Source organism: Exiguobacterium sp. PvP048, from assembly GCF_040549175.1.
GTDB lineage: Bacteria > Bacillota > Bacilli > Exiguobacteriales > Exiguobacteriaceae > Exiguobacterium_A > Exiguobacterium_A artemiae.
On sequence record NZ_JBEPSU010000004.1, the window covers coordinates 101581 to 115500 of the forward strand.

The 13920-nt window shown below is 46.1% G+C and carries 11 protein-coding genes and 1 tRNA gene; 8 read left to right on the forward strand and 4 right to left on the reverse strand.

What is annotated here, in order from left to right; all coding sequences use genetic code 11:
- Positions 1–57 precede the first annotated feature (57 nt).
- Entirely contained in the window at positions 58–1263 is a 1206-nt protein-coding gene (locus ABIC15_RS09915) for a DUF2254 domain-containing protein (RefSeq protein WP_354020589.1), read from the reverse strand.
- Between the two features lie 192 nt (positions 1264–1455).
- Between ABIC15_RS09915 and ABIC15_RS09920 the strand changes: the two genes are divergently transcribed.
- Entirely contained in the window at positions 1456–2940 is a 1485-nt protein-coding gene (locus ABIC15_RS09920) for an aldehyde dehydrogenase family protein (protein ID WP_354020590.1), read from the forward strand.
- A 66-nt stretch (positions 2941–3006) separates the two neighbouring features.
- The gene (locus tag ABIC15_RS09925; protein ID WP_354020591.1) at positions 3007–3396 is read left to right on the forward strand and encodes a tautomerase family protein; all 390 of its coding nucleotides are present in this window, start codon (positions 3007–3009) and stop codon (positions 3394–3396) included.
- Between the two features lie 51 nt (positions 3397–3447).
- Here the strand turns inward: ABIC15_RS09925 and yidD are convergent, their stop codons facing one another.
- On the reverse strand, positions 3448–3714 hold the full coding sequence (yidD, locus tag ABIC15_RS09930) for a membrane protein insertion efficiency factor YidD (RefSeq protein WP_214767295.1): 267 nt from the start codon (positions 3712–3714) through the stop codon (positions 3448–3450).
- 105 nt (positions 3715–3819) lie between these two features.
- Between yidD and ABIC15_RS09935 the strand changes: the two genes are divergently transcribed.
- The 4 genes from ABIC15_RS09935 (at position 3820) to ABIC15_RS09950 (ending at position 8322) form a co-directional block, all read left to right on the forward strand.
- Positions 3820–4785, forward strand: a complete 966-nt coding sequence (locus tag ABIC15_RS09935) for a quinone oxidoreductase family protein (protein ID WP_354020592.1) — start codon at positions 3820–3822, stop codon at positions 4783–4785.
- 191 nt (positions 4786–4976) lie between these two features.
- Entirely contained in the window at positions 4977–7418 is a 2442-nt protein-coding gene (locus ABIC15_RS09940) for a YhgE/Pip family protein (protein ID WP_354020593.1), read from the forward strand.
- A complete protein-coding gene (locus ABIC15_RS09945; protein WP_354020594.1) occupies positions 7405–7965 on the forward strand; it encodes a TetR/AcrR family transcriptional regulator in 561 nt (186 codons plus the stop codon). The genes ABIC15_RS09940 and ABIC15_RS09945 overlap by 14 nt, the downstream gene beginning before the upstream one ends.
- 78 nt (positions 7966–8043) lie before the next feature.
- Entirely contained in the window at positions 8044–8322 is a 279-nt protein-coding gene (locus tag ABIC15_RS09950) for a hypothetical protein (RefSeq protein WP_354020595.1), read from the forward strand.
- Positions 8323–8374: 52 nt separating this feature from the next.
- Here ABIC15_RS09950 and ABIC15_RS09955 read toward each other — a convergent pair whose 3' ends face one another.
- On the reverse strand, positions 8375–9109 hold the full coding sequence (locus ABIC15_RS09955) for a metallophosphoesterase family protein (RefSeq protein WP_012369428.1): 735 nt from the start codon (positions 9107–9109) through the stop codon (positions 8375–8377).
- A 338-nt stretch (positions 9110–9447) separates the two neighbouring features.
- Between ABIC15_RS09955 and ABIC15_RS09960 the strand changes: the two genes are divergently transcribed.
- The gene (locus ABIC15_RS09960) at positions 9448–10470 is read left to right on the forward strand and encodes a PTS sugar transporter subunit IIC (RefSeq protein WP_041261459.1); all 1023 of its coding nucleotides are present in this window, start codon (positions 9448–9450) and stop codon (positions 10468–10470) included.
- 92 nt (positions 10471–10562) lie between these two features.
- Here the strand turns inward: ABIC15_RS09960 and ABIC15_RS09965 are convergent.
- A tRNA-Val gene (locus tag ABIC15_RS09965) sits at positions 10563–10635 on the reverse strand.
- Between the two features lie 176 nt (positions 10636–10811).
- Here ABIC15_RS09965 and ABIC15_RS09970 point away from each other — a divergent pair.
- Positions 10812–13916, forward strand: a complete 3105-nt coding sequence (locus tag ABIC15_RS09970; RefSeq protein WP_354020596.1) for an efflux RND transporter permease subunit — start codon at positions 10812–10814, stop codon at positions 13914–13916.
- The last annotated feature ends 4 nt before the right edge of the window (positions 13917–13920 follow it).

The window sequence follows — 13920 nt, forward strand, 5'->3', positions numbered from 1 at the left end:
CTCCTACTTTCTGCTGTTCTTTCTTCTCTTGATTACGTTAAAAAGCTGCGACTGGTTTCATGAAAGTGCCCTTTTTTGAGCCTGCTCCAAATGTTGACGGTCCCAGTCGTTTAATGCCGACCAGTCGACCTCCGAGCAGACAAATGGAATGAACCGGTCAATGCTCGCTCTATGTTCCGGTAAAGCATTCCGTTTCATGATTTCAAGTGACTCAAGCATCGTCGAAAGGACTGAAATATCCTCTTCGCCGTAATGCCGCAGTTGATAAAACGTCAAGTACAACAGTTCAGAAAACGCGAGCCGCTTGACTGTCACCGACCCTTCCCCGTTGACCAGGAGATTACCGTCCGGAAGCATGGTGTACCGTCTGAATAAATCACCGATTTGCCGCATCGCATGGCGTGCTGTATTCGGGTCATTGATACCGGGTGAAATCGCCCGAAGTGCCACCTCAGACAGCTTTTGAATCACAAACGCAAAATCTTGTTCTGCCGAACGCGTTGGGCCGACAAGAATTCCTTGTTCCACGTTCTCTTTTTCGGCACTGCCGATCCGTTGTCCTTGCGTGACGTAACTTCCGATCGTCACCTCAATCGCGACGCGTTCACCTGACTTCATCAGTAATTCATAATCAATTGCCTGTAAATAACCGGTTTGCAGAGCGGTAAGTCCGAATGAATACGTCGACCGGTTTTCCGGCACCAATTGATACTGACCTCCGTTTATCGCTTCCACATGCTCTTCAATCAGCGTACAGCCTTCTTCATGTAAACGATCGAGTAGCGTCGTGACCCGAATCGATTGACTGACGATATGCACGAATGCGACAAAGGCAATGACCGCGATTAACACAACGATGACGGCGACGGCAGAAGCGACGACACTATCTTTCAATGACGGTCGCATGAAGAACAACATCGTAATCGAATACGTGACGGTTCCGATAAAAATCCCGAAAATATGTTGAACTTGTCGATTTTCAATAAAGTTCGGTAAGGTACGGGGAGAAAATTGTGAGGAATAGGTTGTCAGGACGACCAAAATCGTCGAGAACGTAAATGTCATCATCGTTAATAATCCGGTAAAGACTGCACTGTGAATGATCTGAGCCAAACCGAGTGTTGTTTTCCAGTCATTCGGAAACAGTTCTTTTGCATACAAATCCACCATCAGAACAACCGCCGTCAACACTGCTCCGCCTACCCCATAAAGGAGCGGCCACCACCAATTCGTTTCCCGGTAAACCAATTTCAGCTTTTGCACATTCCATCCACTCCACTCTAATATATCGATATATTTTTAATTCCTGTTTCTTCATCTAGTAAAACGTCCTCAGGCATCTTTATTAAAATCCGCCGAGTCAATTCACTTTGTGAAAGTGTCGGTTTGTGTTTTACTTCTTCACATAACGTGAATAACTTAAGTGTTATCAAAACGAATTGGAGATGAAAAGCTATGTCAGAGCATACTGAATCAACACTCAACACAGATTTCACTAAAATTTTCATTAACGGTCAGTGGCGCAAAGGCGCAAGTGACAGCAATATGACAAATACGAATCCTTTCACGGGCGAAACGCTGTTTGAGATTTCAGCAGCTAACAACGATGACTTGGATGATGCTTACCAATCTGCCAAAGTCGCCCAAAAAGAGTGGGCAAAAGTGCCGGCACTGAAACGCCAAGGATTGATTGAAGAATTTTTAAAAGTCATGTACGAAGAAAAAGAAACAATCGTCAATTGGCTGATTAAGGAGTCCGGCAGTACACGCATTAAAGCTGAAGGCGAGTTCCTTGCCTCTGTCTTGATCGTCAAAGAAGCTGCTACTTTCCCATTACGGATGCACGGCGAAATTCGTCCGTCTGTCGTACCGGGCAAAGAAAACCGGATTTACCGGAAAGCGCTTGGTGTCATCGGCGTCATCAGCCCATGGAACTTCCCGTTCCACCTTGCTGTCCGTTCAATCGCAACAGCTATCGCTATCGGGAACGCGGTCGTCGTCAAACCGGCAACTGATACACCGGTTTCAGGCGGTTTGATTTTCGCCAGTCTTTTTGAAAAAGCCGGCTTACCAAAAGGTGTTTTAAACGTCATCGTCGGTCGCGGATCAGAAATCGGCGACTCCATCGTCGAGCATCCGGTTCCACGTTTGATTTCATTCACGGGTTCTACTGAAGTCGGCCGTCACATCGGTGAACTTGCAGGAAAACACTTGAAAAAGACAGCGCTTGAACTCGGCGGAAACAATGTATTCGTCGTACTGGACGATGCTGATCTTGATCGTGCCGTCGAATCAGCGGTTTACAGCAAGTTCTATCACCAAGGTCAAATTTGTATGTCGACGAACCGGATTTTGGTTGCTCAATCCATTCATGATGAATTCGTTGAAAAATACGTTGCGCGTGTCAAAGAACTTCAATTTGGTGATCCATCAAACGGACGCACACAAGTCGGACCGTTGATCAACCAATCGCAAGTCGACCGCATCATGGAAGAAATCGAAAAAACTAAAGCAGCGGGTGCAACAGTCCTTGTCGGCGGTGAAGCAGACGGAAACGTCATCGCTCCTACGGTCGTAACAGGCGTTACAAACGATATGCCGCTTGCTAAAAACGAAATCTTCGGACCAGTCGCTGTCATCATTCCATTTAAAGACGACGCAGAGGCACTTGAACTCGCCAACTCACTTCCTTACGGATTAAGCGGTGCTGTTCACGGTTCTTCAATTGAACGCGCAACAGAATTTGCACTTCAAGTCGAAACAGGCATGATTCACATCAATGATCAATCCGTCAACGATGAGCCGCATATGCCGTTCGGCGGCGAAAAAGACTCAGGTCTCGGCCGCTTCAACGGAGAATGGGTCCTTGAAGAATTCTCGACTGTGCAGTGGTTGTCTGTCATGCACGAACGCCGTCAGTACAAACCATTCTTTGAATAAGATAAGCTTAAATATGAAGTACGGGGTTTCCCGTACTTCTACATATAGATAGAAAGGAAGATGACTATGCCATTACTGCGTTTTGATGTCATTGAAGGGCGCTCGGATGAAGAACTGAAACTTTTACTCGATACTGCCCATGAGGCGATGCTGGAAGCTTTTGACGTACCGGAACGGGATCGTTATCAAATCGTTCATACGCATAAAGCGAACGAAATGATCATTGAGGATACCCGACTCGGGTTGACACGTTCCAATCAAGTCGTCGTTATCAGCGTGACAAGTAAAACACGGACAGAGGAGAAAAAGCAGGCACTCTATCGTTTACTGGCTGAACGGTTGGAAGCTGTATGTGGACTCTCGCCTGCTGATCTGATGGTCTCAATCGTCGAGAATGATGCAGCTGACTGGAGTTTCGGTTTAGGAAAAGCACAATTTTTAACCGGTGATCTGTAACATTCAAAAAAAGAGTCTGAACTCGTTTAACGAGCTCAGACTCTTTTTGAATTACTTTTGATGTTCTGCCGGGTTTTCCCGTTGTAACGGCGCTTTCCAGTCAAATGTCTCCGGTACAAAGTCGAGTCCGCCCGGATGGAACGGTTGGCAACGTAACAAACGACGGGTCGTCAAATAACCGCCCCTTAAGGCACCGTGTTTCTCGATTGCTTCTTTTCCGTAATGCGAGCAGGTCGGATAAAATCGGCAGGTCGCTGGTTTCATCGGTGAAATCACTTTTTGATAAAAATGAATCCCACCGAGCAGAATTTGTTTCATATAGTGTCACCTTCTTTTTCCTTACTCTAACGCATATGAAAAGGATTTTCTGCTTAAGTGAATTATACTACCTTTGACAACTACTAAAAAGGACGTGTATTTACTATGCGAGCTCTCACATTTCGTACCTTCGGAGATTCAAGTGTACTGCATTACGAAGAACACCCGACTCCTGAAATCCAGTCGAATGAAGTATTAATTGAAATGAAGGCTATCGGATTAAACTTTGCCGACATCTACCGCCGGAAAGGCAATTATCATTTGGAAGGCACGCCGCCTTACCTGCTCGGTTACGAGGGTTCAGGCATCATTACACAAATCGGTGCTGCTGTGACTGATCTTCAAGTCGGGCAACGTGTCGCCTTTGCCGACGTCCCGAACGCGAATGCCGAATTCGTTGCCGCACCCATCGATAAAGTGATTCCTTTACCGGATTTTGTTTCGTACGAAACAGCCGCTTCCGTTCTATTACAAGGTTTGACTGCGCACTACCTGACACGGGACAGCTATACCATCCGGCCGAAAGATTTGGTATTGGTCCACGCAGCAGCCGGTGGCGTCGGTCAATTGTTGACACAGATTGTCCGATTACACGGAGCCATTCCGATTGGTTTAACGTCATCGATGGAAAAGGCGGATATCGCTAAACAAGCCGGTGCCGAACATGTCTTTTTATATTCGGATAACTGGGTCGAACAGATTTTAACACTGACGGATCAGCGTGGCGTCGATGTCGTCTACGAATCGGTCGGATCGACGTTGATGAACAGTTTCGAAGTGACGAAAATCCATGGAACAGTCGTCTTTTACGGCATGGCCGGCGGTGATCCGGTTTCTGTCGACCCACGGTTCCTGATGGATACTTCGAAAACACTGACCGGCGGTGATTTATGGAACGTCCTGACGACTCGTGAAGAACGTATCCGTCGGGCCGGAGAATTGTTCAGTTGGTTGGAATCCGGTCAACTGCAAATCGCTTCTCCGACTACCTTCTCCCTCTCGGACGGACAACGGGCTCATGATTACTTGGAAAGCCGTCAGAGCACCTTAAAAATCTTATTACTCCCTTAATCTGAAATGCACTCTTCCTTCATTAGGTTGGGTGTTTTTTCGTCTGGAATGATTACAAAAGAGAAACAATTCTTTTTCTCAGCAATTCATCGACTTAAGTAGTTGCTTTCCTTCATAAAAAGGCGTAAAGTAAATTTCATCAAAACCAGAAACTTAAATTAGTTTTTAGTTTCAAGAAGGAGATTTGATTTATGTTTCGTTCAGAATGGAAAAAATTAAAAAGCCCGATGATGATCATCGTGATTCTTGCACTTATCCTCGTCCCGTTTCTTTATAACTCGATCTTTTTATCTGCTTTTTGGGATCCGTATGGTAAGACAGAAAACATTAAGGTCGCAGTCGTCAATGAAGACAAGGCGACGAAGTTCGAAGGAGAAAAAATTGATATCGGAAATCAGTTCGTCAAAAAACTGAAAAAAAATGATGACTTTGACTGGCAGTATCTCTCACGTAAAGATGCGGCTAAAAAGCTTCGCGCCGGTGATATTTACATGACAGTCGTCATCCCAAAGAAGTTTTCTCATAATGCGACTACTTTACTCGACGATCATCCGAAAAAAATTGAGTTGGAATATTATCTGAATCCAGCCAAAAACTATTCCGGTACGCAGATTTCCAGCGCTGCCGCTAAGCAATTGAACGAAAAAATCCGGAAATCCGTCACGAAACAATACAGCAGTGCGATTTTCGGATCCCTTAAAAAAATTGCCAAAGGACTAGAAGATGCATCCGAAGGTTCAGCCAAACTGGAAGATGGCGCGAAGAAAACGACAGATGGCGCAAAAACACTGACGACGAATCTCAGTAAACTAACGAGTGGGACAAATGAGTTGTCCACGAATTTAACAAAAGCCGCGGACGGTTCCGTCCAGCTTACAAGCGGTCTCAACACGTTAAGCGGTGGAACAAAAACACTGGCAGAGAAGTCCGGTGAATTATCGAGCGGCCTCAATCAACTCGATGACAACAGCGGAAAGTTAATGAAAGGTTCAGCCGATCTACAGGCCGGATCGACAAAACTCCGCCAAGGTCTCGAAAGTTCAGCTGCCGGATCCACAAAACTTCGTCAAGGTCTCGAAAGTTCAGCTGCCGGATCGACGGAACTCCGTCAAGGTCTCGAAACAGCTTCGGCCGGTGCGTCGAAGCTCGACAACAACCTGCCGGAGTTCACAGCCGGTCTCGATCAACTGAACGCCCGGGCTCAAGAAGCCAATGCCTCGCTGGTAGCAGTCAACGATGCGGCGGATACGTTAAAACAAGAGTTAAGTACTCGTCGTGAAGCACTTGAAGAAAATGTCGCGAGTATCAAGGCAGTCATTGCTTCATCTGAAACTTTAACGGAAGAAGAAAAAGGTGCTTTGCTTCAATCCATCGCAACGATGGAACAAAACGTTCAAAATTTAGCACAGCAAGAATCGACACTTGATGCAAGCCTCGCTAAAGCGAATGATGCAACAGAAAAAATTAATCAGCTTGCGGTTGGTGGTCAAAGTATTGCTTCTGCCGTCTCGCAACTCGATGGTGGGCTCGCACAACTGCTTGACGGTTCAAAACGATTGGAACAAGGACAAACCCAACTACTTGCTGGTTCAAAACAATTAGAGCAAGGACAAACTCAACTACTTGCCGGTGCAAAAAGTCTCGAACAAGGACAAGGCACGCTCACGCAAGGTTTGACGGCCTATACAGACGGCGTGCATAAAGCAGCTGTCGGAAGCACCCAATTAACGGCTGGTGCCCAGCAACTGGCAACCGGTGCGAACGATGCCAGTACAGCATCCGGTCAATTGACTTCTGGTCTCGGTCAGCTGTCAGACGGTGCCGTCGCCATTTCTTCCGGTGCCGGTCAACTGACGGATGGCGCTTCACGCTTGGCAGATGGAAACTCGAAACTTGCCGATGGTGCCAACACATTGAAAACCGAACTCGGTAAAGGCGCGAAAGATGCGACTGTCAAACCATCCAACGCCCGGGACAACATGCTCGCTGAACCGGTTGTCTTAAAAGAACATGATTATTCGACCGTCAACAACTACGGATCAGGTCTTGCGGCTTACATCCTCAGCATCGCCTTGTTTGCCGGTGCCTTGATGTTCTCTTCTGTTTACCAGATCCGTCCTGAACATGGTGAGACATTAACGTGGCGGTTCCTCATCGGAAAACTGTCGATCATCTTACCGATTGGTGCGTTACAAGGGATTGCGGCTTCCGTCGCCATTATTTATGTACTTGATGCCGATGTTGCAAGCACCCCTGCACTGTATGGTTTCGCTGCTTTGACAGGGATGACGTTCATCACACTACTCTTTACGTTAACCATGCTCTTTGGTCGGGTCGGACAATTCAGCGCCTTCCTACTGTTGTTACTGCAAATTGGCGGCAGCGGCGGAACATTCCCGGTCGAAATGACACCAAGCTTTTTCCAATCGATTCACCGCTTCCTGCCGATGACATATTCAGTCACAGGTTTCCGTGAGGCACTTGGAATCGGCGTTACTGACACACTCATCACAAACGTACAAATCCTTGGTTTGATTCTGTTTTCTGCACTTGTTATCAGCTTCGCTGGTGCTTTAGGCGGAAAACGAATCTTACTCTCAACGAAAGCGAGAAAACGCCATGACACTGTCTGATAAAGAACATCTCATTTTAGATGCGGCGATGGCCTGCTTTTCAGAACTCGGATATAAAGGAACGACTATCGAACGGGTTGCCAAACGGGCTCATGTCGGAAAACCAACCGTCTATCAATTGTTTGAAAGTAAACTTGATTTGTTTGAATCCCTCGTCACACGGGTGTTGCAGGAGATGAAGGCAGAAGCGGAAAATGCCTATACGACGACAGCTTCGGTCGAAGAAAATAAACAGGCGATGATTGATGCCATTGTCAATCATCAACAGCAGCATCTGTTTATCTTACAAATCACACAAGAAACCCAGACACTGAAACTTCAGGAGATGTCGGAGCTACGGATTCGAATCGAGCAGCATATCGTCGAATATATAAAGAATCTGCTGGAAACACGGTTGGAACTTGAAAAACGTTCTCCGGCCGTTCCGGTCGAAGTAACTGCGTTCTTACTGTTCAAGACGTATATTGCCTTGATTTCTGAATGGCCGCTGATTGGGAAACCGCTTGAATTAAAAACAATCAGTCAAGCGATGTTAAAATTGTTATAATGAAAACAGCCTCTCGATGAATGGAGAGGCTGTTTTTGCGTGATCGATCCTTACTCGTACTTGAATGGAGTGTTTTATTTGTCCCAGCTTTTACTGTCCAATTTTCTGTTCACGTTAGCTTTGCTGGTCTACGTCATTGTATCGCTCGTTGATATGTGGAAATCGTACACCCGCACCAGCTCCAAAACAGATTTTCTGTTTTTCATTTTAACATTGATCACCTTATTTATCGGATTTCTTGTATCCCCTTTCCTCGGGCTTGCCTTTCAATGGAAACGAAGCCGGACGAAACGGATCATCGGGATTTTACTTATCGCCGTCCCTTTAATGCTCGTTCTTGTAAGCCGTTTTTTATAATCACATGTGTCATCCATCGAACGATCCGTGCTTATTCAAGCGGATCGTTTTTTCATGTTCTTCCGCCTAAAAACAGTTTACGCAACAGTTCTTTTTCCGGCATCGGTGCCGCATTAAACGCTTCAAGGTACGGTCGGTCATCGTACTTCACTTCAATGACATTCACGTTCCACTCTCCGCTGTTCAGTTCGACTACCGCAAATGGTGCTACAGCTTCCGGCTGACAGCCTAGCGCCCCCGGATTCAGGTAAGTTATCCCCATCGCCCGGACCAACTGTTTCGGATGATGATGCCCAAAGCAAATCAGACTCGCCTGCTCGCCTTTAAAGAGCTCGGGCAGGGATTGTTCTGTTCCGTCCACCGTATCTGCCAACGGTTCCTCTCCAATCGCTTTTGTTTCATCCAGATACGCATAATGTGTAAACAATGCTTCCTGTTCCGAAAATGTTTTTCGGACGGTTCTTGGGAGCTGCTCCAAAAAACGTTGATTGTCCGGTGTTAACTGATCGGCAATCCATTGATGATGTTTTTTCGCATGACGGTAACTATCCGGATATTTTTGACCATGGATCAACGCAAGGACATTTTCGTCATGATTTCCGCTGATGGTCGTCATGTGTGGTGTCGATCGCACAATTTCGATGACTTCATTCGTTTGTGGTCCGATGCCAATCAAATCTCCGAGACAGAAAATTTCTGAGACATCTGCTTCTTCCGTTATTCTTTTTAAAACTGCTTCTAATGCCGTTGCATTGCCGTGAATATCCGTAATGACTGCAAATTTCATGAAACCGCCTCCAATGTTCAACTTATGCCATTCTTATCTTTCCCCTGATTTTAAGTTCAAAAATCACGAAAAATAAATTGTCAGAAAATATTGATTATTCATCTTACCCGTGTTAGGCTTAGAAAAATTCACGGAGAGGGGAATACACTTTATGTATGTAAACCACATTACTGGCCGACTGATTATTCTATGCTCGAGGGACTGAAACCTTTTCCGCTGATTTTCGGAATTGATTTTGGGCCCTCCTTTCGATGCATCGAATGAGGCGCCCGCAGGAATACTGGCGCCTATCCGATACCGGATAGGTTTTTTTCATGGCAAAGCGAAATAGAGAGAGGATGAGTGAGTTGAAAGAATATGCGATGGATCGAATGGTGAAAGTATCTGCCGGGATGGCAAATGCCGTGTTAGTGACGTTAGGGGTAGGATTATTGATTGAGACGTTCGGAAATCTCTTACATATTGAAATGTTACTGACAATCGGCGGCGTCGCCAAAGTCTTACTCGCCCCCGCACTCGGAGCCGGAATTGCTTATCAGCTTGGCGGAAACACCTTAGTCTTATTCAGTGCGATGATTGCCGCGACGATTGGCGGAGCCGCACTTCAACCGACGGATGCCGGTCTTGTCCTCGTACCGGGTCAACCAATCAGTGCGTTACTCGCAGCTGCTGTGGCCGTCTTCGTCGGAAAACGGATGACAGGGAAAACAAAATTCGACATGATGGTCATCCCGGTCAGTGCTGTTCTCGCCGGCGGTTTTACCGGTCTTGGTGCCGCTGCCGTCACAACACCTCTCCTCACACGATTCAGCGCAATGGTTACTGCGTCCGTCGAGTCTTCACCGATTGCAACATCGCTTGTTATTGCTCTTATCTTTAGTGTCTTATTGATGTCACCCGCTTCATCGGCTGCACTCGCAATCGCCCTTCAACTCGACCCGGTCGCCAGTGCCGCTGCTTTAATCGGTTGTTCAGCTCAGTTTGTCGGATTTACATTGATGGCATATCGTCAAACAGATCCCGGCGGTTTGATTGCTTCGTTCTTCGTCACACCAAAGGTTCAGTTTCCGAACATCGTTAAGAATCCAAGACTTGTCGTCGCTCCGTTCCTGGCCGCGATGATCTCGGCACCCATCGCCACACTTGTTCTTTCACTTGAAGTCCCTTATGAACTTGCGGGTCTCGGATTAAATTCAATGATTGCCCCACTCAACATCTTCGTTAATCAGGGTTTTAATGCGTTCCTGATCTTTTTTGCAACCGGCGTCGTCCTTCCCGGTGTCTTGACGCTCGTCTTTTACCGCATGACGACGATGGCCGGTTGGACAAAGATGGGCGACCTTCGATTAGAAATTCAATAGGTGCTCACGTTGCTGTTCCCTCATATAATGAAGGAACAGCTTTTTTACATGAAAAAACTCCCGTTCATCGTGTGATGAACGGGAGCTCGGTATGATTCTGACTGGGCTCGAACCAGCGACCTCTACCCTGTCAAGGTAGCGCTCTCCCAGCTGAGCTACAGAATCATGATCGTGTGTCCTGGGTATATGTTTATTATAGCAACATATTGAAAACTGTAAAGACTTTTCTCTGATTTTTTTTATTATATTTTTTCTTTCTGCTCTACAGTTCAAAGTTGCAGGGTTTCGTTTCGTCCTCTACTATGTAAATAAGCACATATAAAATAAAGGAGGGGTAACTGTTGAATTTTTTAACAAGGTTTAGTTTAAAGAACTCTGTCGCTGTATTTATTATTGCTATTTTATTAGTTTTGGGCGGCGTATATTCGTTTTCTCAGCTTAAAGTGGATCAATTTCCTGAAATTGAATTTCCTCAAATTTCAGTAGAAGCTGTGTATCCAGGCGCATCTCCGGATGATGTCGATAAACAGGTCGTCTCAAAACTCGAGACAGCACTGAAAGGGATCGAGGGCTCGACAAAAATCACGAGCTCTGCTTATGAAAGTATCGGGATCATCAATATCGAATTCCCATTTGATACCGATATGGACAAGGTCGAACAACAAATCGATGCTGCGATCCAGGATGCTAACCTTCCGGAAGAAGCGACAACGAAGTTAAACCGCTTCTCATTTGGATCGTTCCCAATCTACAACATTTCCTTCTTTAGTAAAGACGGAAAAGAGATTGAGTCCCTTCTAAAAAATGAAATCGAACCGGAACTGAATAAAATTCCGGGCATCAACAGTGTTTCTGTTGGTGGTTACAAAGATGATTTAGTCCAGATTACTGTCGACAACAAAAAGGCAACAGCGGCCGGTTTATCGTTATCAAGCATTAAAGAACAAATCAATGCCAAATATGTTTCCTTCCCGTCTGGTCAGCTCGCAGAAGGTGATTCGAAGATTCCGATCCGGGTCGAAGAAAAACTGGAAAACTTGGATAAATTAAAAAATCTTCAATTGACGTCAAGTGTTGCTTCCGGTGCTGCTTCCGGCGGCCAGGGTCAACCTGCCCAATCAGGACCCCCGGCTGGTGCTACCGGCGAAACGGGTGCTCCGACAGAACAAGCGGAACCGGTTCGTCTTTCAGACATCGCTACCATTAAAGCTGTCTCGAAGCAAAGTGAAAAAACACGTTATGATTTAAAAGATTCTCTCTCGATGGCCATTACGAAAAAACAGGATGCTAATACGGTTGAAATCGCCGATGGTGTCACAAAAATCTTAAACAAATACGATGACCAAATCGATTATACGATCGGGATTGATTCTGCAAAAGATATTGAAGAATCTGTTGCAACACTAGTAAAAGAAGGATTGCTCGGTGCGCTGTTTGCTTCACTCGCCGTTCTGCTGTTCTTACGTAATATCCGGGCGACGATCATTGCAATCGTCTCGATTCCGTTGTCGCTTTTGATTGCAGCCATTTTCTTGAACTGGCAGGATATTTCACTGAACATCATGACACTCGGTGGGATGGCCGTCGCTGTTGGTCGGGTCGTCGATGACAGTATCGTCGTCATCGAAAATATCTTCCGGCGGGTCCGCAAGTCGGATGGCGGGATGACGGATGAAGTCATTGAACAATCGACAAAAGAAATCTTGAAGGCCATCACGTCTTCGACGCTTACGACCGTCGTCGTCTTCTTGCCGATCGGCTTTGTCGGCGGTATTACCGGTAAATTCTTCTTACCGTTCGCCTTAACCATCATCTTCTCGTTACTCGCTTCCCTACTTGTCGCGATTACAATTGTACCGATCTTAGCGAAGTTCGCCTTTAAAAAGGTACCGGCGGAAGAAAAAGAAGGCGTCTTACAACGGTGGTACGGCACACTGATTGAAAAATCATTGTCGCATAAAGCGATCATCTTAGTTGTTTCCTTCTTGTTACTCGGTGGTTCGCTTGCCATCGTACCGCAACTCGGCTTTACGTTCATTCCGAATGAAGCTTCAAAAACATTGACTGCTTCACTGGAGCTTCCTGCTGCAACGTCGCTTGAGAAAACAAGTGATGTTTCGCTGAACATGGAAAAAATGTTTGATCAGGAAAACGCCATTGCTGATGTCACGACATCCGTCGGAGCACGTGACTTCACGACCGGATTGCGACTTGACAACAAAGCCAGCTACTTCTTGAATTTAAAAGACGGGGCTGATGTCGAAAAAACGATCAAATCCCTCGAAACCAAAATGGATGATATCGCAAAAGAAGATGGTGTCGACGTCAAAATCAGCGTTGCTGAACTGTCGACAGGTGGTCCCCCATCCAATAATAATGTAGATGTTGATTTGTTCTCGACTGATTTAGAAGCGCTCCAAAAAGCAGCTAAACTGGTGGAAGACAATATGAACAAAAACAATGATTTGAAATATGTTACGAATAACTTTAGCGAGAAACAAAAACAATTCCTTGTCGAAATTGATTCTGAAAAAGCCAGTGATCGTGGTTTATCCGGCTTCCAGATTCTTGGTACGGTCAACGACCAGACTAAACCTGTCACGGTCGGTACACTGAACCTTGATGACAAAGATCAGGACGTCCAATTGTCTTACAAGGAAGACTTGACGTCGAAAGAAGATCTTGAAAATGTCCAGCTCTTCTCGGCTGCCGGTCCTGTCGCCTTAAAAGATGTCGCAACCGTCAATGAAGTCGATACCTTCACATCGATTCAAAAACTGGACGGTAAAGTCTATGCCCGCGTTTCGGGTCAAGTCAAAGGCGATAACGTCCAAACGGTCTCCAGTGACGTCAAAGCTGCTGTCGAAAAAATTGACTTGCCGGACGGCGTTTCCTTAACAAGTGGCGGCGGAAATGATGATACGGTTGAAATCTTCCAATCTCTCGGAATTGCCATCGTCGTTGCCATCGGTCTCGTTTACTTGACGATGTTAATCACGTTCGGAAAAGCACGGATTCCGTTCATCATCTTGTCATCGCTCATTTTCGTTCCGATCGGTTCGCTCGTTACACTGTTCCTAGCTAACGAACCATTGTCTGTCAGTGTTATGATCGGATTCCTCATGCTGATCGGAATCGTCACGACCAACGCGATTGTGCTTGTTGACCGGATTGGTCAGAACATCACACGTGGACTTCCGGTTCGGGAATCCTTGATTGAAGCCGGTAAGACACGACTTCGTCCCATCCTGATGACGGCATTCGCTACTATCATGGCGCTTGTCCCGCTCGCGCTGACAACGTCATCCGGTACCCTGATTTCAAAAGGTCTCGCCTTGACTGTCATCGGCGGATTGACGACGTCAACACTCTTGACGCTCATCATCGTCCCGGTCGTCTACGAGCTCTTCTTCTTCAAAAAAGTAAAAAAAGAACGTCAATCTTAATCTA